This window comes from Sphingomonas xanthus, assembly GCF_007998985.1.
Lineage (GTDB): Bacteria > Pseudomonadota > Alphaproteobacteria > Sphingomonadales > Sphingomonadaceae > Sphingomicrobium > Sphingomicrobium xanthum.
Map to the genome: position 1 here is coordinate 2178726 of NZ_CP041659.1, position 26467 is coordinate 2205192.

Consider the following 26467-nt stretch of genomic DNA (forward strand, 5'->3'; position numbering starts at 1 on the left):
TGGAATTGGCGGGTTCGGTGACCAATCCTATTCTTTTGGCGGTTCCCATCCATCGGCCAAGGCGATTAGCTGGGCAAGGCCGGTAGCGCCCGTCTTGAGATTGATGCGGGCCCGGTGGTCTTCAATCGTTTTCGGACTGAGGCCAAGCTCGGCAGCAATGGCCTTGGTCGACAAGCCTCGGATAAGCAAGGCGAAGACCTGGCGTTCGCGGCGGGTGAGACGAGAAAGCTTCTCGGCCTGAAACCGCTTTTTTGCGCTCCAGGCAACCCCTTCCGCGACGGCGGCGAGAAGCCGGGCCTGGTCGATTGGTTTTTCCAGATATTCGAGCCCGCCGTAACGACGGATCGCGTCAACGGCATTGGCGGTCGTTGGCCAAGCCGTCATGAAGATAATGGCCACGGCGGGGTCAAGGCTCCGCACTCGCTCCGCAAAGCTAAAGCCGTCGAGCTCGCCCATCATTACGTCGGTAATGATGCACGCTGCAGGAGCACCAGCGTAAGCCGTCAAGAGCTGTTCGGGGCTAACAAATGGTTCGGCACTGTATTTTTGGCGTCGTAGCAAGCGCGCCACTGCGCCGCCGAGATCGGCGTCGTCGTCGACGACGTAGATAAGCGCATTCCGGTCAGCGTCAGACATTACGATGCTCATGTGCTGGCAAATCTATGGTGAACCTTGTCAGGCCGAACTCGAGATTTTCCTCATGAACAGACCCTCCGTGAGCCTCGACGATGGACCTCGTTATGATGAGGCCAATCCCCATCCCCGTTCCTGCAACATGTTGGTCGGAAATCTGGTTTTCGACGCTCAGCCTGATCCGATCGTCAGCTGATTTGCTCCTTAGCCAAATCTTTCCGCCGCGAGGCGAGGCTGCAATCGCGTTGCGAACCAGGTTGAGCAGTGCCTGTCGAAGTTCAACGTCGTGCCCAAACACGCGCCCGTTGCCGCTACGATCTACGATGAGATTAACTCGCGCAGCCTTTGCTTCGGGCGCGGCGATAACGCAGACATCGTCCATTAGTTTCAGAATATCGGTTGGTAGCGGGTTGCCTGACGATTTCTCACCAAAGCTGCGCAAGCGCCGCACCATGTCCGACAAGTCCTGGGCTTTACTCGCAATCAACCGGACTGTCGTCCGGGTCTCGGCCGAGTTGTCTTGATCGTCCTTCCGTTCCGCAAGGCCCTGCGCCTCCAGTGCGATGGTCGAAAGGGGTTGGCTGATCTCATGAATGACCGCCACCGACATAGCGCGGAGCGTTTTCAGCCGATCAGCACGGAAAAGGAGCCGATTTCGGCGCGAAAGTTCTTCCTGTAATCGGGCTTGGGCCTCTGCAAAGCTGCCGGCAAGCAATCCGATTGCACCTATGCTTGCAAGCAGCATGTGGTGCCGGATGCGATCCGCTTCGGTCGCGACCTCCCCGGTCAGCGGCAAAACTATCAGGGCGGTGATGGCAAAACAGACCCACCCTCCAACTCGGCCCGTACGTAGTCCGGCCCAGCACGCTCCGAGCAGTACTGGCGACAATAATAGTCCAAAATCAGCAGCATAGATCCCCCAGGTAAGTGCCAGGGAGGCCGTGATCGCGATCGCGACTTCCAGCGTCAGCCGGACGGACGGCATTTTTACGCGGGCAGGACGCTTCCCGCTCAACCTCTGGATCATCCAAAGCAGCGGCGGCGACAACATCAAGATTCCCAGCATGTCGCCCAAGGAGAAAACCAACAAGGAACTCGCCAGCTTGCTGTGGTCGAGAGGGCCATTTTCGAGTGCGAGCGGGATAGACCAGGGGAATGTGGCGATGCAGGCTATAATGGGACTGATGATCGCTGTTATAGCGAAGGGCAGGGGCACCCAGCCAAAAATCGAATTGGTCGATCTCGAACCTGAACGCATGAGATGGATAACGGCGCCATACACGAGGCATGGACCGACGATTCCGGTAACGGCCAGGACGGGTTGGGGATGAAGGCTATTTTCGCCGGTAGTTAGCTGAATGAAGAGCTCGGACAGCGCAGCCGCTGGAGCAAGCTTCGGCCCGAAATGCCACAGAAAGGCAAAACGGAGGCCCGCTGCCGGAAACCATAGGCTGTAGAACTGACCTGTAGTCCATTCTGACGAGATCGCCCGCAGGACCGTAAAAAGAATGCCGTATCCCAAGAGAAGCGTAAACAATTTCGCGAGGTTGAAGAACGCTGCCTTGTCGGATGCGCGTTGGGCCCACGACCGGAGCTCAGCCATGGCGGTCATGGGGTTCTCGTTGAGCGAAGGGGCAGCAAATTCATTTCGGCCTCGTCGCAGAAAAATCGTGCCTTAACCTCCCGGATTCAACCCGGATATCAATCTGGGTCAGCTTACTTAGGAGAAGTCGGTGCGAGGCTGCTCAAGCAGTTTGTCGGCATAGCTCGCGTGAAGGCAATTGCGTACCATTGCCTAACTCGTCATCCAATTGTTTGCCAAGAGCTCTGCGCTTGGCAGAGAAGTTGCCGCTAACGTCCGTCCGTCCGTCCGGAAGTGGCCTCGCAAACTCCTCGGAGTTGGTCAGCTGAAATCCCGCTCTCCGCTGTATCAGCGGTCGTGGACGTCACCGCACGGGCGTTATCGACCATTTTCAGCACCCGCTCGACTCTTTGGACTGCAATGTCTAGCAGCTGGATTTCGGGGTGCGTGGCGACAAGGATTACATCGCTGATCAGGCTATTCCCCAGCTGTGACAGTTCGGCCTGCAGTTTTCTGAGCTGCGACCGAATGCATTCCTCCTCGGGAGCCGCGTCCATCCCTTCGTCGCGAGCCTCGCCGCGGTGGTAAGCGGCAACAATTTCATCGACAATCTGCTGCGACTTGTGAGGTTTTTGTACGGTCCATTCGGCGACGGTTGCGGGCGTGTTAAACTCGATCCCAGCGCAAAGGTCCTCGCTCCACGCAATCTTGCCCCTGATCTGCAAGGTTCCGCGACGCAGGATAACGGGGCTTCCTGTCGGAGGCAGGCGCGCAGCCTCCACAAGCGCTCCACTTGATGAGAAGGCTCGGATGACCACGGCACGTGACCGCTCTTCGCAGTAGAGCGTCGCCACTTGCGCATTGGATCCGGTAGCCGACTGCTCGGCGGTCAGTGGGGATAGGGTTGCGATCTTGTTCACGACAATGCGCATGGCAGAGATAGGTGAACAACTGACCGACAACTGCTCGGAAATGGACCGAAATCATGGCCGGCCGGTAGTGCGCGGATCGTTCAGCACGAGGGGTGTCGCGCCGTCGAGTTCGTCTGGTTGTCTGCGGTGCGGCCATTTGGTTGGAGGAGGTGGTCAGGGCAGGGTTGCCGCGATCTACCCGTAACGCAACGCGAGGGCATTCATGAATCTAGTGACTTGCGCCTCCAAGGCGAACAGCTACTTGAGGGCGGATGAGTATGACTTTCGCGCTCAACCCGGGTGCCCAGTTCCAGCAATATGAGATCGGCCCCGAGCGCGAGCCGCTGCTGTTGATTGACGGCATACTTGCGAACCCCGCCGCGGTGGTGGAATATGCCGCCAGTGACGGTGTCTACGGCCCAGCTGGTGCAGCCTATCCAGGGATCCGCCGGGCAGCGCCCACGGCATATCTGGAAACGATATACGAAGCGGTCGCTCCCCTATTACGGAAGACGTTTGCTATTCCAGAGGCACAGCGTTTTCGCCTGGACTCATCGTTTTCCATGGTGACGGAGCCACCAGCCAATCTACGTCACTACCAACGTGTTCCGCATATTGACCGCACCGGGCCTTATGACCTCGCAATGGTTCACTACCTTTGTGGCCCTGAGTTCGGAGGCACGCACTTTTTTTGTCACCGCAGTACCGGGTTTCAGAGGATCTCCATCGACCGCGAGGCACATTTCAACGAGGCGCTAAACCAAGAGATCAACCAGCAGATCCTACCTGCCGGCTTCCCGGACGATGAGCATCCGCTGTTCGAGCGCGTGGCAACTGTAGAAGCCACTTTTGACCGTCTTGCGATCTATCGTGCATCAATCCTTCACTCGCCGGCGATCACTCCGTTCGCGCAATATAGCGCTGATCCCCGGCAAGGACGCCTGACAATGACCTCGTTTCTGTTCGCCTTGTAGGGTTAAGCCGCCCATTCCTTGGCGGGGATTGTCTTGAGTCCCTCCAGCCAGAGAGCATGATCCGGCAATACGGCGATCAAATGATTGGCGGTAGCCGCGAGTTCGGCAAGGTGAGCGCCGGGATTGGGACACCATGCTGCCGCATTCCTCATGGCATCAGTCGTCGCGCCGCCCATTCCGTAATAAACAGCGGCCCAATTGAAATGGCCAAACAGCATCTTGGTATACTCATTGTCATCATCGGAGGGGTGACGGTCGTTCCATAGCGCTAGCTTGCTGGCGACGCTCGGCGGGATGTGAGCGGGGTCCGTGACGGCCTGCCAGAATGGCGTATCAGAGCGTTTCGTCAGGCAGTAATGAGCAACGATGAAATCGCGCAACTCGAGATAACGGGTGCGCATGACGTGGTTGAAGCGCGATCGCGCTGCAGGGTTGATCCCCGACAGCGGAAAATAGCGAACGAGTTGTTCCAGTGCGAGTTCGACCAGTTGCAGGCCGGTCGATTCCAGGGGTTCAATAAACCCACCGGCCAGGCCGATGCCAATGACGTTCCCTCGCCAGGTTTCGGCGGGCATGCCTACCCGCATGGCGAGATGCCGTGCAGGAACGTCCTCGGCTACTCCCACCCATTCCCGAAGCGCTCGTTCTGCGTCGGCGGGTTCAATGAACTTGCTCGAATAGACATATCCCGTGCCTTCCCGGTGCTGCAGCCCAATCCTCCACGCCCAGCCAAAATCCATGGCTTTGGCCGTCGTATAGGGGCGGGCAACCTCGCCATCCGCATACGGTTTCGGGATGGCCACGGCACGGTCACACAGGAGATGCTCAGAAAAGCTCTCGAAAGGCACTTCCATGGCCTTCCCAAGGAGGACCGAGGCAAAGCCTGAGCAATCGATGAAAAGATCACCCTCGATCTGACGTCCATCATCGAGCACGAGGCTTTTCACATTCCCGCAATCCGAATGTTCAACCTCTGAGACGCGCCCCGATACATGCGAAACCCCGCGTGACCTCGCGATATCGGCGAGCAAGTCTCCGAATTCCTCGGCATCGAGGTGATAGGCGTATGGCAGCGAGCCTTGATAATCGGGGTCCATCATTCGCTTGGGGGCGCGATTGGCAATCGCGACCTGGCGTTGGATGCCGCTTTCCATGTCAAATGGACCGGCTACTCCGGCTGCACTTCGGGCCAGCCAACTGGGCGCGGGGTTGAAGTTGCGGGTCGTGTCGAGCGCCTCGAACGGATGAAAATAATCGCTGTCCGGGCCATTCCAGTCGATGAAACGCACCCCATGTTTGAACGTGGCATGGGTGCGTTTCATGAGCGTCGCTTCGTCAATTCCCAGGAACTGCGCGAATCGCAGGAGAGTGGGGATCGTTGCTTCGCCGACCCCAATTCGGCCGATGTTGGGGCTCTCGATCAGCGTGATTCGAAGCCGACGGCGATCGGGACGATTGAAGACGCGATCAAGGTAGGAAGCAGCCATCCAGCCGGCCGATCCTCCGCCCAGAATCACAAGATGTTGCGGAAATGCATCAATCGACATCAATCTATCCCTTTATAAGGCCAGGTTCCTATGAGCGAGTTTGGAAACTTCGCAAGAGGGGACTTGCGAGGTTGATAAAAACACTGTCTTGGAAATTTATTGTTAAGTCCGGTTGGTAACGGATGTAGTTCCGCGACCCATACGGCGTATTTCGGGGTGGGTTTTACATTATGATTGCTATGACGGATCGCCGCGCGAAGCGCGGCCTGCTGCGTAACCTTATCCTGAGCTCGACAGCTCTCATAGCATTCCCAGCCCATGCCGCAGAGTATGTCGTTACCGATGCGGCGGGCCTGAGCGCGGCAATCCTCGCATCCAATGCCAGTGAAGAAGCCGACACGATTGTCTTTGCGAACGATATCGTTGCGGCCAATCTGCCTGTCATCACCGGCAGTCTGACGATCAACGGTGCCGGCTATACCCTCGACGGCGGTTCGACCCGGCTGTTCTTCATCGATGCGCCAAATTCCAGCATCAACATCCTGAATTTCTCCAGCCTGTATAATGGCCTTGCGGAAGGCGGCGATGGGGCGGGGCTCGGCGGCGGTGGCCTAGGAGCCGGAGGCGCCATCTTCGTCAACGCCGGGAACGTATCGGTCGAAAACGTCAGTTTCAGCCAAAATGGCGCTGTCGGCGGTGATGGCGGCAGCTTGGCCGGCGGCGCTGCGGCGGCGGGCGGCGGCGGAGGCCTGGGCGGTGACGGTGGCGGTGGCTCGACTGCGGCGGGCGGCGGAGGCGGCGGCTTCAGTGGCGGCGGCGGCGGGGCCGGCGGCACGGCCGTAAGCCAGTATAATTCTTATTACAGCAGCTATTCTTCGAGCACGCCCGCAGGAGCAGGTGGAGCTGGGGCAGGCACTAGCGGAAATGATGGCGGTGCTGGGTCAGCCCTCGGCGCCGGTAGCGGCGGTTTTGGGTTCGATGCCGGCCTTGGTGGTGCAGCAGGGACGGCAGGAACCTCTTCGTACACCGGCGGATATTACAGCTATGGAGGCTGCTACTATTCATGGTGGGGCGGGAGTTATTGCTACAGCGGCTGGTACTCACCGGGCAATTACTCTGAGACGTCCAGCACCGGCGGTGGTGGCGGCGGCGGCGGCGCCACGGGCGGCGGTGATGGCGGCAACGGCTATGCCTATGGATATTATGCCTTGCCAGGCGGCGGCGGTGGCGGTGGTGGGCTCACCGGCGTAGGCGGTGCTGGTGGATCGAATGGCGATGGTGCCGATGGCAGCTACGGTGGCGGCGGGGGCGGTTCTGCCGGCTCGTACATGTCGGTCGCTGGCGGTAACGGCGGCACCTTCGGCGGCGGCGGTGGCTCCTACGATGTTGCAGGTGCCGGCGGGTTCGGCGGCGGCGGCGGCGGGTCGCTTTACGGCGCCGGGGGAGCCAGCGGTTTCGGCGGTGGAAGCGGAGGCTCCGTCTACAACAGTATGGTTGTTGGCGGGGGCGCTGGTGCAGGTACGGGAAGTACTGGCAGCAACAATCCCGAATATGCAGGCGGTGGCGGCGGCGCTGGTTTTGGCGGCGCGATCTTTGTCAATGCGGGCGCGACAATCACCATAGGCGGCAACGTTCTATTCTCCGGTAGCGCAGCCCAGGGCGGCGCTGGCGGCGGGTCGGGTGCAACTGGCGGTAGCGGTGCTGGCAGCGACATGTTCCTAATGTCCGGCACGACCACCACATTTTCTCCGGGCACCGGAAATGTCATTACCCTCACCGGCACCATTGCCGACGACAGTCGCAACTCGTTGGTCGGTGGCTCGGGGCCCGGTGCAACGATCGCTGTTGCTGGCGGCGGCTCGGTTCAGCTTGACGGCCACAGCAGTATTGCCGGCGGTTTCACCATTGGCGAGGATACGAGCCTGGCTGTAGGTACTGACGGGCTTATCAGTGCGCCGGGTTCCGCGGTTCGACTGGTGGGTGGCGGCGCCCTTTTTGCCAACGCAGGGACCACCAATGGTGGGGCTGAAGCCGTGCGGGTTTCGGCCAACGGTACCGTAATCAATACGGGAACGATGTCGGGCAGCGGGACCGCGATCACGGTCGACGATGGGGTCCACGCTGTCATCGGACTTGCAACCGGATCGTCCACCTTTGGCCATGTGACGGTCGCAGGGAACGGTTCGGCCGAACTTCGGGTGGACGGATTGCTGGACGGCGGCTTCCAGGGCGGCGCTGGTGCGGACCTGCTTCACATTGGGTCCACCGGCATTGTCACTGCTGCATCCTCGCTTGGCGCTGGTGACGACATGTTGATGTTCACCAACGGTGGCGCACATGCGGGCGTCGACGGCGGGGAGGGGCATGATACGCTCTTCCTCAGCGGCTTCTCTTCCTATGGCGAGGCTGGTCTCGATACGCTCACCGGGTTTGAAGCTCTCGGCAAGACCGGCGCTGGGACCCTCCGGTTCGACAGCGTCCCGGCAGGGTTCAACCAATTCTATGCCGGCAATGGCAGCGGCAATGACGGCGCGCTGGTGTTTAGCGGCACCTCGTCCTTGACCGGTGACATTTACGTCAACGGCGCCATCCTTCGCGCCGAGACCGCCGGCGCCTTTGGCACTGCCACGATCCACATGATCAACCCGACCGTGCAGTTCGCCGCAACGGGTGTTTACGCTAACGACATCATGCTGGAGGTTGCACCTCCTGCGAGCGCTGATCCGACCCGGCTTGAGGCGATCAACAGCGCGGTCGCGATACTCACTGGAGTGATCTCGACCGGAACCACGCCCACGACCGATCCTGTCCAATATGTGACAATCGGCGGCAACGGCTTGATCGTGCTGACTAATGACGCGAACAGCTGGAGCGGTACCACCACGATTGAAGCCGGCGCGTCGCTGTCCGGAACTTCGAACTCGATTTCAGGCGGATCGATCGTCAACAACGGCAATCTCTCGTTCGACCAGGCTAGCAGCGGCACGGTCGGACAGGCCATTTCGGGCAATGGCTCGGTCGCCGTGTACGGCGGAGGTGAGCTGACGTTTGCAAACAGCCTGACTTTTGCCGGGTCGATGCAGGTGAGCGATAGCCAGGCCATTTTCCAGGCAGCGAATACCGTGGGCCCCGTCTTTCTGTACGGCGATGATGGAGCGGTGATCGTCGGCAGCGACGGCAGCCTTACGACGGGAGCCTCTTTCGGGGTTTATGGCGGTAGCGGGGCGTCGACGGTCGACAATTCCGGCACGATCCAGAGCACCTCTTATGTCGGTGTTCGGCTCGACGGTGATGGTAGCCACTTGGTCAACCGCGAGGGTGGCACAATCAGCGGCTATTATACTGGAAGCTCTAACTATGGTGTAATAACCGCGGAAAATTACGGGGTTATCCGCGGGACCTTGTTCAACGGTCTGGACGGGAACCTCTCGAGTGTCGTCAACCATGCCGGCGGTCAGATCATCGGTGAAGGCTGGGCTTCACGCACCAGTGGACTAGGCATCAACTCCGACCGCGATGTCGTGGTTACCAATCATGGCCAGATCGTCGGCCGCTTTGCGGGCCTGGTTGCAGTCAATGGGCTAACCCTGACCAATGGCGGCCTGATCGGCTCGGGCTGGTTGAGCGGTTCAACATTTGCCTATTCTGACGGCAATGATGGCGTCCAAGCGCTGGGCGGCGGCAGCATCGACAACTTGGCGGGAGGCCAGATTCTCGGCTCCATCACCGGCATCTACAGCCGCGGCGGGCTGCTGGAGGTCACCAACGCTGGTCAGATCCACGGCAACTCGTTCGGCTTCTATAACGAGACGGGTCTTGCCCTGACCAATCAATCGGGCGGCGTCGTGAGCGGCGGCGATCGGGCCATTCTGGTCTTTGGCGGCGCGACGATAACCAACGAGATTGGCGGACTGATCACTGGTCCGTACGGCGCGGTCCATTCGCTGGGATGGCAACAGGTCACGGTCGAGAATTCCGGCGACATGATTGGCGCCATCAACTCTACGCATGGCGGTGATCTCGTCATCACCAACCACGCCACGGGCAACATCGTTCGCGAAGCCTTTGGTTCAGGCATCGACGTCTCGGGTGGCGGCATGCTGACGCTAGACAATGCCGGAGACATCGTGGGCTCAGGCTGGGGCGTTGTTGGCCGCCATAGCGGCGACAGCATCGTTAACTCGGGTCGCATCGCGACTGGCTTTATCAGCGGTGAAACGATCACCTTGGGCGGCGGCGAAGCTGTGACGTTGGCCAATGGCGGAATGATCGAGAACACCGCCACCGGTCAGATTCTGGGCAACAGCTATGCAGTTCTAGCCTTTGGCAATCTGGTGCTTTCCAATGCGGGTACGATCCAGGGCGGGGCCTCAGGTTATGTAGCGGGCGTCCGAACCGATGGTGGCGGAACGATCGACAACCTCGCGGGCGGGAGCATTTCCGGAAACACCTGGGGGGTCGTCAACAATTCGAGCGCTGACCTCATCCTCACCAATGCCGGTCATATGCGCGGTGATGTCTTCAACGCCGTCTACACGGGTTCCGGAAGCGGTAACCAGATAACGAACCTTGCAACGGGGACGATGGTTGGCGGCAATGCCGGCATCTATTCCGACGGCGCCAATCTCACCGTGAATAACGCGGGTATTATCCAGGTCGTCGGCGGTTCGGAAAATAGCGTGATCAGCGGTATTTTCTCCTCCGCCGCGGGCGCCAACATCACGAATAGCGGTACGATCGAGTCCACCCTGGCGGCCGGCAACGGCATTTACCTCGCCCAGGGCGGCACGATCACAAACATGGCCGGGGGCGTGATCAGCGGCGGCATCGATGGCGCAGCGATCATCCTGGGCGCTACCAGCGATTTGGACTTGCAGGCGGGATCGACCGTCAACGGCGATATCGTCGTCGGCGGCGGGCAGCTTGTAACCGCGACCATCGCGGGCACCGTCAACGGTGCGTACAATGCGACCGGCGACAACGGTGTCGACGTCATCACGCTCGAAGCGGGTGGGACGCTCAGCGCTGCCGGCCTTGGCGGCGGCGATGACAATCTGACCTTGCGCAGCGGGGGACTTGGCGGTCTTGCCGATGGTGGGGACGGCCTTGACCAGCTGCTCTTCGATATCGGCAGCGGCACGGTCAGCTACGATGCAGGCCAGTTCCTGGGCTTTGAAGTCCGGACGAAGACCGGCGCCGGCGTCCTCAGCCTTTCTGGGATTGATACGCTTACCGCTGACTTCGGCGTAAGTGGCGGCACGCTGGCGGTGTCTGGCGGGTCAGCGATCAACGACGCGGCGGCGGTTAGCCTCTCGGCGGGCGCAACCCTGCGACTGGACTCCAGCGAAGCCATCCGCACAATCATGGGCTCCGGTTCGGTTGCGCTTGGCGCCAATAACCTTGTCCTCGTGGGCAACGATACCGGCACTTTCGCAGGCGTCATCAGCGGCTCGGGTGGCCTCTGGAAGGGCGGTACGGGAACGCTGGCACTTAGCGGTGCGAACAGCTTTACCGGTGGCTTGCAGGTTGCCGGCGGGCGCGTGCAACTCGTTTCTTCCGAACGTCTTGCCGACAGCGTGCTCGTCGGTGTGGATAGCGGTGCGACCTTCGATCTCGCGGGTCACACGGAAACCATCGGCGGACTGACCGGGAATGGTTCGGTTACGCTGGGTAGCGGCCATCTCATCGTCTCATCGGCACTCAACACCCAGTTTGGCGGCGTTATCAGCGGCACCGGTAACCTGACCAAGTCGGGCAGCGGCGTGCTGATGCTGAGCGGTGCAAACACCTACACCGGTCCAACAGCAGTGACCGGCGGCTCGTTGCTCGTGAACGGTTCGCTTGCCTCGATGGTCACCGTAAGTGGTGGCGGGTTGATCGGCGGTAATGGCAGTATCGCCGGCCTCGTGGTGAATTCCGGAGGCATTCTTGCTCCGGGTAACTCGATCGGACATCTGCAGGTCGCTGGAAACCTGACCTTCAACAGCGGGTCGATCTACCAGGTCGAAACGACGCCAACTGCGGCGGATCTTGCCACCGCAACCGGTAATATTGTCATCAATGGCGGCACGGTACAGGTACTGGCTGGCGGCGCGACCTACTCGCCGCTTACGAGTTACCTGATCCTCCAGGCTGGCGGCTCGGTCTCCGGTGCGTTCAACAGCGTCACGAGCAACCTTGCCTTCCTCGATCCAACGCTGAGCTATTCGTCGAACCAGGTTCACCTGACGCTTCGCCGGAACGACATCAACTTTGCGGATGCAGCCACCACGGCCAACCAGGTCGCTGTTGCTAATGCTCTGCAGGGTCTCGACGTCGGGACGCTTTACGATGCGATCCTGGTCCAGTCCGAGGATGGCGCGCGGCAGGCCTACGACGGGCTGTCAGGTGAAATCTACGCGAGCACGCCAATGCTGCTGGCGGAAGAGAACAACCGGCTCGTGCAGGCAATGCGCAAGGCTGAGCGTCGTCGCGCCGGCAATCTCTTCGTCTGGGCTGATGCCAGCCGCTCGGTAGGCAATCATGATGGGCGATATGAAACTGGTGCCGCGGCAGCTCGCGGTGACGGTAATGCCCTTCTCGGCGGCCTCGGCTATCTCTCCGGCGGACTTTCGATCAGCGCCGGGGGCGGCATCGCCAACAGCGACGTGAAGGTTGGCGCTCGCTCGAGCAAGGCGGACATCAAGTCGGCCCTGCTTGGTGCAGACGTGACCTATACCGGTGAAGGCTTCGAAGTTGGCGGCGGGCTGACCCGCAGCTGGCACGACATCGACACCAATCGCCTGGTTGCCTTCCCTGGCTTCACGGATGAAGTGTCGTCGTCGCGCGATGGGCGGATAACGCAGATTGACCTGTTCGCTGCTGCGCCGACGACTGTCGCCGGCGTTGGCGTCGCGCCGTTCGCCGAACTCAGCCATCAGCGGATCAAGCTTGATGGTGCCGTTGAGAGCGGGGACGAAGCTGCTCTGACGATCGACGCGGAACGTTTCCGGAGCACTCGGACGCAGTTGGGTGTCAGGCTGCACCACGACATTGCCGGTTGGGGCGGCGTGATCACACCGCGTATGTCGGTAGGCTGGGAGCACCTCATGGGCGACCGCAAGGGCATGATGCTCGCCTCGGTTGATGGCAGCAGCCCGTTCGTGGTCGAAGGCGTTGCGCGCGCAGCCAATGCTGCCCGGGTCAGTGCCGGCATTGACGGTGTCTTTGGCAACGTGAAGGTGGGGATCGGTTATGATGGTCGCCTGGCTACCAGCGAGGACCGCCAGACGGTCAGCCTGAATGTTGGCATCCGCTTTTAATCACCTCTGAAATTGAAAAGGCGGCTGGGTGACCCGGCCGCCTTTTTGATTCCCGCTCGTCCTCGTCGGTGGTGCGCCGCGACTTCTCGGTTACACGGCGATCTTCTCGAAGCCGTCTACTGCGAACAGGCCCGAGAAACGCTGTGCCTCTCTGGCTTGAAGTGGCTGTGAAAGCAGGAAGCCCTGGCCATAGCGGCAGCCGAGACTTTGGAGCGCATTCAGCTGGAGGTCGGTTTCGATATGCTCGGCGACACAGGGAACGCCGATTGACTGGCAAAGTGCAAGAACGCCGCTGATCAGCGGAAGGCTGTCGGGGTTATGGATCAGAGACCTGACCAGCGAGCCGTCCATCTTCACGCAGTCGAACCGGATCTCGCGAAGATAGGTGATGGAGGCATAGCCGGAGCCAAAGTCATCCAACGCAATTTGCATATTGGATTCCCTGAGCTTCGAAATGCAGCGCCGGGCAGCATCGAAATCGCTGAGGAGGGCTGTTTCGGTGACCTCGATCTGGATCCTACTAGGATCGAGACCACTAGCTTTTACGACATTGATGATCTGGTCGGCCGCGTCGGTGGAGCAAATCTGGCAAGGGCTGAGGTTGAAGGAGAGTTTGACCGGGTTTGGCCATTTCAGCGTGTCTCTGCACGCCTTCGCCAAAAGCGCCTCGCTGAGCGGCTCGATGATGCTGATCTGCTCGGTTATTGGAATGAATTCGGCAGGCGATATCCAGCCAAGCTCGGAGTGACGCCAGCGCGCCAATGCCTCGAATGAAGCGACCTCCATTCTCTGCAGGTCAAAAATGGGCTGATAGGCAACGTCGATCTGCTCGGTGATATTGGGTTCGCGCAGGGCCTGTTCGATCAGGGTTCGGCGTTCGACCTGGTATCTCACGTCTTCGGTGAAACACTGAACCTGGCCGCGGCCATGACCCTTTGCGATGTAGAGAGCGAGATCGGCCATGCGCATGATTTCTGAACTGGATTCCGGCATCGGGCATGCCGCGACGCCAGCGCAAGCCGTCACGGTCATTCTTCGCCCGTCACTCGTGAACGGGGTGTCGATTTCCTTGATGGCCTCCAGTGCCAGCGCCTGGATTTCATCGATCGAGAGATTTGGGCGCAAGATTGCAAATTCATCCCCGCCCAGTCGGAACACAGAGGCTTCACCGACGAGCCCGCAGAGGCGGGTTGCGACATCCTTGAGCAGGGCGTCGCCTGCGAGGTGACCATAGGTGTCATTGATCGGTTTGAACCCATCAAGGTCAAAGATCGCGATGCCTACGGTTTGAGCCGAGGGGGCGATCTGGTCGAGTTGAGACAAGAATCCTCGGCGATTGAGGAGACCGGTGAGCGCGTCGGTCCTGGCAATCTGCGCGACACGGGTCTTTTCGAGCAAAGCCTCATTTTCCGCAGCCAACGCGCGGCTTCGCTCGCGTTCGGTATCGATGTTGGATCTGACCAACTTTACGAAGGCCGCGTCATGCGCCGCGATCGTTCGCGTCATCATCGCCAGTGCGGCGATGAAGCTGAACGCAATGCTGATCTCGAGTATCCCACCTGAGATCGACAATAGGACAATGAATGGGGCAAGCGTGCAGTAGATCACCGCGTGGGCGGCCGCCGGAAAGTTGATCAACCCGTAGCAGGCCCCGATTCCGAACATGCCAACGAAGAGCGGCGCTACCAGCGACATTGGAAGCGGGAGCTGCAGAAAGATGCTTACGCACCAAGCCGTAAACAGCAGGGTCACGCACGAGCTGAGGATAAAGCTCTTCTTGAGGTGGGCCTGGATTTCGGAAACTGACAGGGTCTTGTGACGGATCCGATACCAGTGCGCCATCCGCGCGACGATGATGGTGAAGAAGACGGCGCCGGCAACCGTTCCGCCGGTGTAATCGGAGTTGCGGAGGGCACCTTCGACCCCGATCACATTGGCTCCGAGAATGCCGAATATCCACGGGACCTGCTGTCTTAGGGAAGCAAATCTGTTGCGGAGGACCTCCCGCTCGAAGGGAGCCGAAGCCGAAATACGCAACCAACGAACAAGGTAGGAATCCATGTCGATTGGTTAAGTCCGCATTGTTTACGCCTGATTGAAATTGCCACCAAAATGGTGAGGCAAACCGACTGTTAGGCGGCCTCCAGGGGGCTCATTGCGTTCGCGCTGGTAGGTCGGGCGCCGAAAGCAGGAAAGTTCAAGCAGCCAGGGACGCCACGTTCTCGACGCGGTTTCGCCCCGAGCGCTTTGCTTCGTAAAGTGCCTTGTCCGCGAGCTCGACCCATCGGCCAATCGAAAGACCTCTTCCTGCCTCGATCTGCGCCAGGCCCATGCTGACCGTGACGATCCCCATCTTGTTGCCGACGTGAGGGATCTGCATGGCCTCGATGGCTGCACGGAAGCGTTCGGCAGAGACCTTGCCGGCTTCGAGCGACGTCGATTTGAGCAGCAGGACGAATTCCTCGCCGCCATATCGATAGACCTGGTCATCGTAACGGGAAGCCGCCTTGAAAGCGTCGGCAATGGAGCGAAGCACTTCGTCGCCGGCGAGGTGGCCGTAATTGTCGTTGTAGAGCTTGAAGTTGTCGACGTCGCACATGATCAGGGAATAGGACTCTCCATCCTGAAGTGCGCGTGGAATGACGTTCTCGACATCCTCGTTGAACTTTCGCCGGCTCTGAACGCCTGTCAGCGCGTCAACGCGAGCCTGTTCGAACAGATTCTGGTTTGCCGCTTTCAACAGTTCCTGGGCGCTCCGGAGATCCACCAGCGCCGTTTCGGTACGCTCCTGTGACAGCTTGAGTTCGCGTGCCCAACTGCGGGCAGGACGACCTGCGGCGAATGTCCCCACGATGAGGAACAGGAACGACGCAAGGCTGAGAGTGAGAATGGCGGTCAGGTAGGAATCCAGGCGACGCTCGCTACTCATGAAATGCTCGGTCGCCCGCTGTTCGATCTCGGCGATGCTGCCGTAATAGATTTTGAGATAGCGATTATAGTCCTCGCCGTGGATGAGCTCTTTGGCCTCGTCGAGCCGGCCACGGCTGGCAAGGTCCAGGGCCTGGAATTCGCGCGCGGTGAGAGCAAGGTCGGCGCTGTTAACATTGGAGGTGGCAACGGTTGTAACCGCCGAGGGCTCGAGGTTCGTGCGCAGCTCCTTCAGTGTCTCACGCAGCTGGGGCTGCACCGCGCGGTAACGGGCAGCAGCCTCGGGATCGCCAGTCGCGACGACTGCCTTGATCGATAATTCGAGAACGCTGCCATAATGTTCAAGGCGCTCAGCTGCGGTCAGGATCTTGGTCTGGGACCGGACCGAGGTGCGGATCTGCTCGCCAAGGTGCCAAGTCATGTAGCTCGATATTCCGAGCATCAGGATGATCGCGCCGATGCTGGCCGCGACGATCGTCTTGGGGAAGCTGGGGAGGGCGGATTTACCTTCAATAGTCATCGGTCAGCGCGATCCTGCTTGATGGTCAGTAACCTCACTGGCGTGCAGGGGTGAGCGCTGACCTGGTTAGCAAGCGCATTAAGCCACGCGCCTCTTCCGGCGATTAACCGTCGCTCCGAAACGGAGGGATTGGTGAGACGTTCAAGTCGCTGGCTGTTGCCCGAGAGTAGTGGAGACGAGTAGGGGGCGCAGCAGGCTGTTCTTTCTCATGCTGGGCAACAGGCAGGGTTTCTCCCGGATGTGCAGACTGCTTAACGCGAATTAAATCCCCACGTTATGTTTTTGCCCTTGGGGGAGGGGTTTGTGAAAGAGTTATGCCGTAAACTGACAGGGCACTTGCGTTCGAAGCGCCGTGCCAAGCGTACGCCGGATGGCTGGGAGAGTGTTTGCAGCGTCTGCGGGGCGCGCCTTCTGCGTACCCAGCCAGGTAAATGGATCGAGCTGGCCAGAGCCGAGAGGGAAGAGAGCACGACAGCCTGAAATTCCGGCTTTGCGATGTCCTGTCCTGAGAGATAATTCGGGCCGATGCTGAACCAACTTCTGTTCGCCGCGATGATTGCGGCTGCCAGCAATGGCGTAGATCCCGTGGTGGGTACCGCTACGGCCGGGGATGGAGATTCCCTGGACATTGGTGACGTGCGCGTGCGCCTGTTCGGCATTGATGCGCCGGAGCTAAGCCAGACCTGTCAAAAGGGCGGGCAGAGCTGGGATTGCGGGCGCGACGCCAAAGACCGGCTCGCGTCCCTGGTGCAAGGCCGCGAGGTGCGCTGCGTACCGACCGGTTTCGATGTGCATGGTCGCACGATCGCGAGATGTTCGGCCGGAGGCGTCGATCTCAACCGGGCGATGGTCGCGAGTGGCTATGCCTTGGCGTTTCGACGCTATTCCCATGACTATGTCTCGGCTGAGCAAAGCGCAAAGCTCGGCAAAAAGGGGCTATGGGCAGGAACGTTCCAGGCGCCTTCCGAGGTGAGGGCGGAGCAAGGTGTTGGGCGCGCCTCTGGCCGCGGGACCAAGGCCGCTGGAAGTTCGGCGCGCTCCCAGTCGCAGCGCCGGCCCATGGCTGCGCTGAGCTCTTCCAGGGGCTGCAACATCAAGGGTAATCACTCGCGGAAGGGCGAGTTCATCTATCACCTTCCGGGAATGCCCTATTATGCGCAGACGCGTGCCGAGGCGATGTTCTGCAGCGAAGCCGAGGCCCGGGCCGCGGGATATCGCCGAGCGAAGGTTCGATAGCGCGACTGACGAGAACCGGACAGCTTGGCCCTTGCCGGCTTTTTTCTGATGCAGTGAGCGCTAGAGGTTCGGCCGAGGGCGCGATCTGCGCGACCGGGCACCAGCGAGCATTGTGCTGCGGATAGTGGCCAAGAGCCCCGCGCCAATTGCGGCGCCGATCATTCCGGCAAGCCAGTCGGCGGGGTCTGGATCCCTCGTAAAAGGATGGACGCCCTGGAGAAACTCCAGAGTTCCACTGGCGAGCGCAACGACCAGCAGGATCGCCCATAGCGACCGGCGGGGAAATGCTGCTCCGCCGAGGAATGTCACGAGGCCCATTCCTACGGCATGTTTGGTGGGGTCGGCTTCGAGGCCGGCGATGGCGGGCGGTGCCGGCAGCAGCGCCAGGACGATGGTAGCAGGGATAGCCAGGATCAGCAGGAAGCGAAGGATAGCGTGCATTGAGGGCCTTCTAACGACAAACTCGGTCGCTCCTCTCCATTTTTCTCGCTGCGTCGATACCGGGGAAGTTCCGGGTTGCGCCCAAGTGCCACCCATCTAAGGCGGCAACGCGGGGAGGGCGCCCAGGCGCATTCAGCCTCTTGTGATCAGCGGTCTCGGGCCTTGTTGAGCGTGTTTTATGTGTGGAATCCTAGCCATTGTCGGAGGTGAACCGGTGCAGCGGCGCCTCTCCGGCGGGCTAATGCGGTTCCAAGGGCGCAGCGATGCGGCGGAATGTCTCCGCGCTGTCGTTGCAATTACGCAGTGCCATCCGATCACAACCACGATCGCCTCCGAAAGGCCGGGGCAACTGGCCGTAGAGCCTGCTCCTGTCGCCGCGGGCGCCGGTGTTGTGATGCCGTGCAGCTGCGAAACGAAGCGTGGCGGTCAGGTGAGCCGGTTGCCTGCGCTAGCAGCTGGACAATTCAACTGGGAACGGGGCCCAAGACCCTGCTCCATCGCTGCTGTCGTATCCGGATCTATCTTGTGACGGTTGAGACCCTCGCCAACGGCAATCCGGCCGAGCCCCGTCGTGTCCTGATCACCGGGACAGCCGGTTTTATCGGATTCCACCTTGCAAAAGTACTTCTAGCTGAGGGCTTTGTCGTCCACGGCTACGACGGGATGAGTGACTATTACGACGTCAACCTGAAGCGTCGTCGTCACCAGATGTTGCTTCAGAATGCCAATTTCACGGCGACTGAAGCCCTCTTGGAGGATGCGGACAGGCTGTGGGCTGTAGCTGAACTTTTCAAGCCCGAGATCATCGTTCACCTCGCGGCGCAAGCAGGCGTTCGATATAGCCTGGAAAACCCGCGCGCGTACATCGACAGTAACATCGTTGGCACGTTCAACGTCATGGAGATTGCCCGCCGGCTTGGGGTTGATCATCTCCTCATGGCGTCGACGTCATCGGTCTATGGCGCGAACGAAGAAATGCCATTCGTCGAGACCGAAAAGGCCGATAGCCAGCTAACCATCTACGCGGCGACCAAGAAGGCAAACGAGTCCATGGGGCATTCCTATGCGCACTTGTGGAATCTGCCGACGACGGTGTTCCGTTTCTTCACCGTTTATGGTCCGTGGGGTCGGCCGGACCTGGCGCTCTACAAGTTCGTTGACGCCATCCTCGATGGCCGGCCGATCGATATCTACAACCACGGCGAGATGGCGCGCGATTTCACTTACGTGGACGATCTCGTGCGAGGAATCCGACTTCTGATCGACACGCCTCCTGTGAGACCAGACGTGCCATCGGGCATCCGGGACGGGGATTCCTTGAGCCCGGTAGCTCCCTTCAGGATCGTGAACATCGGCAACAGCGACAAGGTTCGACTGCTCGATTTCATCGATGCGATCGAGGAGGAAGTCGGCATTAAAGCTGTGCGCAATTACATGCCCATGCAGAAGGGTGATGTGCCTGCCACCTGGGCAAACGCTTCTCTCCTCGCCGAGCTTACGGGCTACCAGCCTAAAACCAACTTTCGCGATGGCATCCGGCAGTTTGTGGCCTGGTACCGCGACTATGCCAACAAGTAGATCGGTTTTTTCCAGTGAGCGTTCCCATGCATAAACTCGAGGATCTCAAGGTCGCGGTGATCGGCCTTGGCTATGTTGGTCTGCCGCTGGCGGTCGAATTTGGAAAACGGCGCTCCGTAGTGGGCTTCGACATCAACGAGAAGCGGGTCTCTGAGCTCAAGGACGGGGTCGACCGTACTCTGGAAGTCGAAAAGGACGAGCTAGCCGAAGCGGGAGGTTTGAGCTTCACGACTCATCCTGCGGATTTGGCGAATTGCAACTGCTACATCGTCACTGTTCCGACCCCGATCGACGAGCATAAGCAGCCTGACCTGACGCCGCTGCGAAAGGCGTCTGAAATGGTCGGTCGAGTGCTGAGTGACGGTGACATCGTCATCTATGAGTCCACGGTTTATCCCGGCGCCACCGAGGAAGTCTGCGTGCCGATCCTGGAGAGGGAGTCTGGCCTCAATTTTAACCAAGGCTTCTTCGCGGGATATAGCCCGGAGCGCATTAATCCAGGCGACAAAGAGCATCGGCTCCCGTCGATTATGAAGGTAACGTCGGGATCGACTGCAGAGGCAGCCGATCTCATCGACGATCTCTACGCATCCATAATCACGGCGGGCACCTTCAAGGCGCAATCGATCCAAGTGGCTGAGGCCGCGAAGGTCATCGAGAACACGCAGCGCGACCTCAATATCGCGCTCGTGAACGAGCTTGCAATCATTTTCAATAAGATGGGAATTAATACTGGTGCGGTGTTGGAAGCTGCCAGCACCAAATGGAATTTCTTACCGTTCCGACCAGGGTTGGTAGGCGGTCACTGCATCGGCGTAGACCCCTATTATCTGACGCATAAGGCACAGGCAATTGGGTATCACCCTGAAATCATTCTTGCTGGGCGTCGTCTGAATGACGGAATGGGTGCATATGTAGCCGGCCAGTTGGTCAAAGCCATGTTGAGACGGCGCATCCATGTCGATGGCTCACGCGTAGTTATCTTTGGTTTAACTTTCAAAGAAAACTGCCCTGATCTGAGAAACACTCGGGTTATCGATGTGGTACGCGAGTTGCAGTCATTAGGGGTCCATGTCGACATTTGCGATCCGTGGGCGAGCTCGGAAGATACCTTGGAAGTCTTCGGTCTAGAGTTGACCCAAGAGCCTTCGGAAGGTGTGTACGACGGGGTGGTTCTAGCCGTCGCCCACGATAAGTTTAGGGGACTCAATGCAGATGCCTTTCGCCGTTATGGCCGAACAGAATCTGTGCTTTTCGATATGAAAGGTTTGTTTCCCTCGGCCGCGAGCGACCTAAGGCTTTGATCTAAATGCGAAGAATTCCGCGGTTCAATCTGGTGGAATTGGCCAGCCGGACGCGTGGGCTCCTGCTGATTGTTCTCTACCCCATCGAGGCCAGGACCGAAGTCGAGGGCCGATTACATCACGATTCGGCGGTCAATTATGGCGCGTGACGATCAAAATATAAATGCGCTCCACACAAAGAGCATAATATATCGCCCAGAAATAGACGGACTAAGGGCTTTAGCTGTTTTGCCCGTGATGATTTACCACGCGGGTATTAGCGGGATCACCGGTGGATATGTCGGCGTCGACGTGTTCTTTGTAATTTCCGGATACTTAATTACCTCCATTCTTATTGCCGAAGTGGACAAAGGGAAGTTCAATATTGCGACGTTCTACGAGCGGCGCGCTAAGAGAATTTTGCCAGCACTTTGCCTTGTATCTTTCTTAACAACTCCGGTAGCCATTCTAATTCTTTCTCCTAGCGATCTGATTGATTTCGGTAATAGCTTAATATCTATTGCGACTTTCAGTTCCAATATCTTCTTCTGGCTAGAAGCAAATTACTTCGAAGAAAACGTAGATCTGAAGCCAATGCTCCATACCTGGAGTCTTTCAGTAGAAGAGCAGTTTTATATTGTATTCCCATTCTTTATACTATTATTGAGACGTCTGTTAAAGAGTCATACTTGCAAACTGTTTATGATTGCAGCTGCTCTAAGCTTTGCTCTGTCACTCGTGACGTATAGAGCCCATGCAAGTGCGACTTTCTACCTTCTTCCAACTCGGGGTTGGGAGTTGCTTATGGGGGCTGTGCTGGCGGTTCCAGCCTCTAACTATAATGCGGCTGCAGGAAAGGCAGCCGTGAAGAATTGGCTCGCGATTGCGGGGTTGTCGGCCATTCTTATCCCCGCATTCGTTTATGACAAAAATACGCCGTTCCCCGGGCCATATGCAATTGCGCCAGTGGTCGGAACAATGCTCATAATAAAATATGCGACGCCAGGGACAATCGTTTATCGTCTACTAACTGTTCGCCCCATGATCGCGATAGGCCTGATTAGCTATAGCGCTTATCTTTGGCATCAGCCTATAATTTCGCTCTTCCGGTACGCGAAAGTAGAAGCGCTTTTTCTTTGGGAGCAGATAGCTTTAATCTTCATCTCGTTAGGGATGGCGTTCGCGACTTGGCGATTCGTTGAACAGCCCCTGCGCGCTGCCAGAGTTACCAGTAAACGGTCGATCTTCGCTTGGAGTGCTGTAGCGCTCGCAGCAGTGGCGGCAACAGGCGCCATATTGGTTCAACTGAAGGGTATGCCGGCGAGGTTCGGCTCTAATGAGCTCGGTTGGGCAACCCTCGAACATAGCGATGAGGCTAGAACTTGTTTGGATAAAGCCGAGCAGTGCAACTTGGGAAGTTCGAAAGGCCCGCCCAATTTTGCAGTTATTGGCGACTCCCATGCATGGGCGTTGTTTGACGCGCTAGACGATGTTGCGTCTCGATACGGTCTGCAAGGAAGATTTTTGGCGTCGTCAGCTTGCCCACCGCTATTGAATGTTCACCTGATAAAAGCGAGCCCAGCGAAGTCTCGCGCGTGTAAGCGGGTTCACGATCAGATAGTTCCGATGTTGGAGCAAAGTCCCTCGATCGGGACGGTATTCTTGGTTGGAAGGTGGCAATCTGCAGTTGCCCAGAATTATGATTTCCGTGCTTGGGGACTGCGTACCGACGCCCCGGCTGATTTGCCGTCGTCGAGAGCCGCGTTCCGAGCTGGAGTGAGGCATACGGCTCAGGAGCTTAACGCTATGGGGGTCAGGGTTGTATTTGTAAAACAGGTACCTCAACAGCGCGAATTGCTAGAACCGCTGCTGGCTCGGTCATGGGCGGCGCTTCCTTGGGCAGATCGTGAGCATTCACTTTCCAATGGGTCGGTACTGGTTCGGGAACACATAGAACGGCAGCGCGAAGCCAATGCGATTCTTCTCGAGGGCGCTGACTTCGGTGCTGACTATTACGATCCTGCTTCGGTAATGTGTAACAATTTTAGGTGCCCAGTCGCGGCAGGCTCGTCTAGCTTTTACTCTGACGACGACCACCTTTCGCCAGCTGGCGCGGCAAAACTAGCCTACGGCCTTGTCGCGCTAATTCGACCGCACCGGCGCCCGCCGCAATAGTCTTCTCATGAAGGTTTGTTTTATGAGCAAGTTGTTTGTGATCGGCAATCGGCGCCGGCGCCAGATTTGGTTCTGGTTTGCTCGGCGTTCAGCTACTTGCTCCCCAACTGCTGCCAAGCAGTGTCACCCCCTCGCAGAGATATGAGATGAGGTTGACTTCTGTTGGGCAATTCAAAGCACTTTTTCGCTCACGTTTTGTTAAGAACGTCGCGCTTCTCGGCGGTGCGACTCTTATTGGACGAGGCGTTGCTTTGATGAGCCTGCCTCTGATAACTAGGCTATACTCTCCAATAGACCTGAGCGGCCTTGCAGTATTTACGGCGATTGTTAGCGGTCTCGCTGTTATCGTTTGTCTGCGATTTGACGTAATGATAGTCGTGCCGGAGAGTGATAAAACTGGAGCAAACCTACTAGCACTTTCACTTTTATCTACAGTTACATTGTCTGTCTTATCAATCCCCGTGATGATGTTGTTCCTGAGCCAAGGATGGATTGATATCCCGAGGGTATCGGGCGGGATGGCTTGGCTTGTTGCACTAGGGCTATTTCTATCCGGCTGTTACGCGTCACTCCAATCATGGACTACTCGCCGAAGTAGGTTCGTTGACGTCAGCATCACGCGAGTTAGCCAATCGATCTTTGGTGCTGCCGCCACAGTTGGTAGCGGACTGATAGGATGGGTGCCACACGGACTCTATGCTGGCCGCATCGTAAACATGGGTGGAGGTAGTTGGTCTTTAATTAAGGGCGTTGCCAAGCACGATCGTCCAATCTTTCGGGACTTAAGTTATCATTCAATGTCTCGGACAGCAGCGGCATATTTTAACGCAGCGCGGCTTTCGTCGACCGAAGCGTTGCTCAATACGGGCAGCCAGCAGGCGTCAATTATTCTCTTGGCTGTGACGACGGGCCCTGCAGAGCTAGGGCATTTTTTCGTCGCCCAGATGGTAATGTTTATACCCCTTAGGTTACTTGGCTCATCAATCTCCCAAGTGTTCCTACCGCTGGCGTCGCGTGCCCAAACGCAAGATGAACTGCGGCGCCTTTTTGCCAGGACGGCCTGGGGACTGATCACGACAGCAGTCTTAATCTGCGTTCCGATTGCGCTGATTGCACCGTTCACGTTTGGCGTGATTTTTGGGGCAGAATGGATGGACGCCGGTCGCCTCGTCGTTTGGATGCTCCCTTGGTCCGCATTTCAGCTGATTTCGTATCCGCTCTCCGCAGTAATGCACGTCTCGATGAGGCAAGGGACGCACGCTCGCCTTTCCGCTGCCGGTGCGTGCTTACGAATTGGCGCGGTGGTGCTAGTCGGAAATCACCTACCTAATTTCGCAATCGAAGCTTTCTGCATCGCGAACGCGATTTTTTATATCCTAAGTACTATAGTCTACTATAACAATATATCTTCTTTTAAATCAATTAAGAATTGAACAATATGTTGTCAATCACAGAGTCACGGGAAAAATTCGACTACATATCAGTAAATTTTGTTGATATGTCTATGCATAATGGTCCCGCGGTCAACGAGATAGAATTTAACAGATGGTTGTTGTCATCGTTCTCTAAATCTTTGCTGTTGTCCCCGGTCGCGGTCAGCGAATTACACGGGCTTAAACAAGTCGCATTAGGAAGGTGTACCTTAAGAAGGCCAATTAGATTCATTTTAACTCAGATCGAGGTTGCTAAGGCAATTGCAAGATTGGCTCGCCGCGACGGTGCAATCTATTACAGGCACAGTCGTTTGAGTGTTTTGCCTATATTATTAAAATGGCTTCGACCGGATTTGAGACTATTAGCGACCCGTTTAAATGGCACTCGCAGCGCGGATGCCGCAATTGAAAAGGGCATCAAGGCGCGACTCAGCGGTCTCGTGGAGCTTGCCGATTGGGCTCTCAGAAAACACATCGCGCGGACTGCGGAGTGGGTGGACACAACAACTCCGCAAATGGCCGCAAACCTCGCCTCCGTCGCAGGCCGGAAGGTAGAGTACGTGCCAAACGGCGTTAATTGCGCACAGTTCAAGCCTATTCCAGCCAAACTTAGAAGTGAATTTCGTGCTGAACACGGCATTCCTCAGGACGCGATCATCGTGGGCTATGCTGGGGGATTTCCCACGCAACGCGGCGCGTTACAGGCCTTGGAGATCGTTCAGCATAGGGAGGACGCATATGCAATTGTGATTGGAAAATTAACAACTGACGAGGAGCTTCGTCTGAAGCATCCGCGCGTGTTATGCTTCGGCAAGGTGCCTTATAATCACGTTAGTCAGTTGATCGGGCAGTTTGATGTCGGGCTTTCTTTTGACGTTCCTGAGAGGGTGGCGCTCATAGGGAATTCACAACAGAAACTCCGACAGTATTTAGCTTGTGGTGTGGTGACCATCACGGCCTCTACGGATCTGCCCTTACGGGAGGATCCAATTTTGGGGTGCGATCTCTTTGTGGGCGAGTTATCCATCATTGAGGCATATGACCGGGTAGTAAGGCTGTTGGAACCACGGCATCGTCGACACCGATATGAGTTTGCAAGATCGAATCTTTCACCAAGTCGGATTTTCGGTCGTCGGCATGAAAAAATTGAGAGCCGTGAGGCCACAGATAGATGAGTGCTAAAACGAAAGAAATCACGGTACCGGCCCCGCAACACCTGGTTACGGTGATCATGGCATCGACGCTCGAAGACGTCGGCCTTCTGCGCAGATCATGCGCATCCATTTTGGAGCAGACCCACACAAATTTTGAACTGCTGCTCTTGATTGACGGCCCTGTGCAAGGCGAATTGATCGCCGAACTGAAGCGTGACCTTAGTGATGTTAGAATTTGTGTTTTATACTCTGCGAAACGGCGAGGATTAGCGCGATCACTGAACATTCTCTGTCGTTTGGCGAAGGGCGAATTAATCGCCCGCATGGACGACGACGATGTTGCTGTGCCAGAGCGCTTAGAATGGCAAGTAAAGGCGATCGCCGCCGGCTATGATGTGGTAGGCGGAGCTATTAGATTGTTTTCCGAAGATGCATGCGAGAACAACCAGCGTGTCGTTCCAGGGTGGAACTTCGAGAAACGGCCTTCTCCGTTCGCGCTGGTATTCCGCCACCTCATAGCCCACCCGGCAGTGATGTACCGGAAGTCATGGATTCTTCGCCATCGCTACGACCGCGCATGGGGGAGAGGGCAAGATCGCGAACTTTGGGTGCGCACGATCGATGACGGGAGATTTCATTCTGTAGAGAACGTCGTTCTGTTATATCGCCGGCCGCTACGGCTAAAACGCGTTCAGTTGGCGAACGCCAGGAACACCTCGCGCGTGATATTGAAGCACTGGAGGAAGCTGAGCTGGCAAGCGCCCATGCTGCTCTTGGTAAGTATGGTACGCGAAGTTATTTATCGACTCCGAGCGTTTCAGTGAGAGGTAT

Annotated in this window: 17 protein-coding genes; 10 read left to right on the forward strand and 7 right to left on the reverse strand. The window is 57.9% G+C overall.

Features of this window, described 5'->3' with window-relative positions; translation table 11 throughout:
• Window positions 1–27: 27 nt before the first annotated feature.
• The 3 genes from FMM02_RS10950 to FMM02_RS10960 all read right to left on the reverse strand — a co-directional run bounded on the left by FMM02_RS10950 (window position 28) and on the right by FMM02_RS10960 (window position 3135).
• A complete protein-coding gene (locus FMM02_RS10950) occupies window positions 28–636 on the reverse strand; it encodes a response regulator transcription factor (protein ID WP_147494873.1) in 609 nt (202 codons plus the stop codon).
• Entirely contained in the window at window positions 629–2245 is a 1617-nt protein-coding gene (locus FMM02_RS10955) for an ATP-binding protein (RefSeq protein ID WP_147494874.1), read from the reverse strand. The genes FMM02_RS10950 and FMM02_RS10955 overlap by 8 nt, the downstream gene beginning before the upstream one ends.
• 239 nt (window positions 2246–2484) lie before the next feature.
• Window positions 2485–3135, reverse strand: coding sequence for a hypothetical protein (locus tag FMM02_RS10960; protein ID WP_147494875.1), 651 nt, complete (start codon window positions 3133–3135; stop codon window positions 2485–2487).
• A gap of 263 nt (window positions 3136–3398) precedes the next feature.
• On the opposite strand from FMM02_RS10960, the gene FMM02_RS10965 reads away from it, so the two are divergent.
• Window positions 3399–4100, forward strand: a complete 702-nt coding sequence (locus FMM02_RS10965) for a DUF6445 family protein (RefSeq protein ID WP_147494876.1) — start codon at window positions 3399–3401, stop codon at window positions 4098–4100.
• Window positions 4101–4102: 2 nt separating this feature from the next.
• On the opposite strand, the gene FMM02_RS10970 is transcribed toward FMM02_RS10965, so the two are convergent.
• On the reverse strand, window positions 4103–5647 hold the full coding sequence (locus FMM02_RS10970) for a tryptophan halogenase family protein (RefSeq protein ID WP_147494877.1): 1545 nt from the start codon (window positions 5645–5647) through the stop codon (window positions 4103–4105).
• Window positions 5648–5826: 179 nt separating this feature from the next.
• On the opposite strand from FMM02_RS10970, the gene FMM02_RS10980 reads away from it, so the two are divergent.
• Complete coding sequence (locus tag FMM02_RS10980; protein WP_187107781.1) at window positions 5827–12888, forward strand: autotransporter-associated beta strand repeat-containing protein; 7062 nt, start codon at window positions 5827–5829, stop codon at window positions 12886–12888.
• 90 nt (window positions 12889–12978) lie between these two features.
• Here FMM02_RS10980 and FMM02_RS10985 read toward each other — a convergent pair whose 3' ends face one another.
• Window positions 12979–14820, reverse strand: a complete 1842-nt coding sequence (locus FMM02_RS10985) for a putative bifunctional diguanylate cyclase/phosphodiesterase (protein WP_187107782.1) — start codon at window positions 14818–14820, stop codon at window positions 12979–12981.
• Between the two features lie 265 nt (window positions 14821–15085).
• Entirely contained in the window at window positions 15086–16336 is a 1251-nt protein-coding gene (locus FMM02_RS10990) for a GGDEF domain-containing protein (RefSeq protein ID WP_147494880.1), read from the reverse strand.
• A 525-nt stretch (window positions 16337–16861) separates the two neighbouring features.
• Between FMM02_RS10990 and FMM02_RS10995 the strand changes: the two genes are divergently transcribed.
• Window positions 16862–17572 carry a thermonuclease family protein gene (locus tag FMM02_RS10995; RefSeq protein ID WP_147494881.1) on the forward strand — a complete coding sequence of 237 codons (711 nt, stop codon included), beginning with the start codon at window positions 16862–16864 and terminating at the stop codon, window positions 17570–17572.
• Between the two features lie 60 nt (window positions 17573–17632).
• On the opposite strand, the gene FMM02_RS11000 is transcribed toward FMM02_RS10995, so the two are convergent.
• Complete coding sequence (locus tag FMM02_RS11000; RefSeq protein WP_147494882.1) at window positions 17633–18013, reverse strand: VanZ family protein; 381 nt, start codon at window positions 18011–18013, stop codon at window positions 17633–17635.
• Window positions 18014–18538: 525 nt separating this feature from the next.
• On the opposite strand from FMM02_RS11000, the gene FMM02_RS11005 reads away from it, so the two are divergent.
• The 7 genes from FMM02_RS11005 (at window position 18539) to FMM02_RS11030 (ending at window position 26460) form a co-directional block, all read left to right on the forward strand.
• Window positions 18539–19591 carry an NAD-dependent epimerase/dehydratase family protein gene (locus FMM02_RS11005; protein ID WP_246104780.1) on the forward strand — a complete coding sequence of 351 codons (1053 nt, stop codon included), beginning with the start codon at window positions 18539–18541 and terminating at the stop codon, window positions 19589–19591.
• A gap of 26 nt (window positions 19592–19617) precedes the next feature.
• Entirely contained in the window at window positions 19618–20895 is a 1278-nt protein-coding gene (gene tviB / locus FMM02_RS11010; protein WP_147494884.1) for a Vi polysaccharide biosynthesis UDP-N-acetylglucosamine C-6 dehydrogenase TviB, read from the forward strand.
• A 5-nt stretch (window positions 20896–20900) separates the two neighbouring features.
• The gene (locus tag FMM02_RS11250) at window positions 20901–21044 is read left to right on the forward strand and encodes a hypothetical protein (RefSeq protein WP_187107783.1); all 144 of its coding nucleotides are present in this window, start codon (window positions 20901–20903) and stop codon (window positions 21042–21044) included.
• Window positions 21034–23049 carry an acyltransferase family protein gene (locus FMM02_RS11015; protein WP_147494885.1) on the forward strand — a complete coding sequence of 672 codons (2016 nt, stop codon included), beginning with the start codon at window positions 21034–21036 and terminating at the stop codon, window positions 23047–23049. Before FMM02_RS11250 ends, FMM02_RS11015 begins: the two co-directional genes overlap by 11 nt.
• A 146-nt stretch (window positions 23050–23195) precedes the next feature.
• The gene (locus tag FMM02_RS11020; RefSeq protein WP_147494886.1) at window positions 23196–24482 is read left to right on the forward strand and encodes a lipopolysaccharide biosynthesis protein; all 1287 of its coding nucleotides are present in this window, start codon (window positions 23196–23198) and stop codon (window positions 24480–24482) included.
• Complete coding sequence (locus FMM02_RS11025; RefSeq protein WP_147494887.1) at window positions 24479–25657, forward strand: glycosyltransferase family protein; 1179 nt, start codon at window positions 24479–24481, stop codon at window positions 25655–25657. The genes FMM02_RS11020 and FMM02_RS11025 overlap by 4 nt, the downstream gene beginning before the upstream one ends.
• Window positions 25654–26460: a glycosyltransferase gene (locus FMM02_RS11030; RefSeq protein ID WP_147494888.1), complete on the forward strand. Its 807-nt coding sequence runs from the start codon at window positions 25654–25656 to the stop codon at window positions 26458–26460. Before FMM02_RS11025 ends, FMM02_RS11030 begins: the two co-directional genes overlap by 4 nt.
• The last annotated feature ends 7 nt before the right edge of the window (window positions 26461–26467 follow it).

Excerpts from the sequence above, each read along its gene's own strand:
- FMM02_RS10955 (WP_147494874.1), bottom strand. The coding sequence starts at position 2,245 with ATGACCGCCATGGCTGAGCTCCGGTCGTGGGCCCAACGCGCATCCGAC.
- FMM02_RS10995 (WP_147494881.1), top strand. The coding sequence starts at position 16,862 with ATGCTGAACCAACTTCTGTTCGCCGCGATGATTGCGGCTGCCAGCAAT.
- FMM02_RS11000 (WP_147494882.1), bottom strand. The coding sequence starts at position 18,013 with ATGCACGCTATCCTTCGCTTCCTGCTGATCCTGGCTATCCCTGCTACC.
- FMM02_RS11015 (WP_147494885.1), top strand. The coding sequence starts at position 21,034 with ATGGCGCGTGACGATCAAAATATAAATGCGCTCCACACAAAGAGCATA.
- FMM02_RS11030 (WP_147494888.1), top strand. The coding sequence starts at position 25,654 with ATGAGTGCTAAAACGAAAGAAATCACGGTACCGGCCCCGCAACACCTG.
- FMM02_RS10965 (WP_147494876.1), top strand. The coding sequence starts at position 3,399 with ATGAGTATGACTTTCGCGCTCAACCCGGGTGCCCAGTTCCAGCAATAT.
- FMM02_RS10980 (WP_187107781.1), top strand. The coding sequence starts at position 5,827 with ATGACGGATCGCCGCGCGAAGCGCGGCCTGCTGCGTAACCTTATCCTG.
- FMM02_RS11020 (WP_147494886.1), top strand. The coding sequence starts at position 23,196 with ATGAGGTTGACTTCTGTTGGGCAATTCAAAGCACTTTTTCGCTCACGT.
- FMM02_RS10970 (WP_147494877.1), bottom strand. The coding sequence starts at position 5,647 with ATGTCGATTGATGCATTTCCGCAACATCTTGTGATTCTGGGCGGAGGA.
- FMM02_RS11250 (WP_187107783.1), top strand. The coding sequence starts at position 20,901 with ATGCGAAGAATTCCGCGGTTCAATCTGGTGGAATTGGCCAGCCGGACG.
- tviB (WP_147494884.1), top strand. The coding sequence starts at position 19,618 with ATGCATAAACTCGAGGATCTCAAGGTCGCGGTGATCGGCCTTGGCTAT.
- FMM02_RS10950 (WP_147494873.1), bottom strand. The coding sequence starts at position 636 with ATGTCTGACGCTGACCGGAATGCGCTTATCTACGTCGTCGACGACGAC.
- FMM02_RS10990 (WP_147494880.1), bottom strand. The coding sequence starts at position 16,336 with ATGACTATTGAAGGTAAATCCGCCCTCCCCAGCTTCCCCAAGACGATC.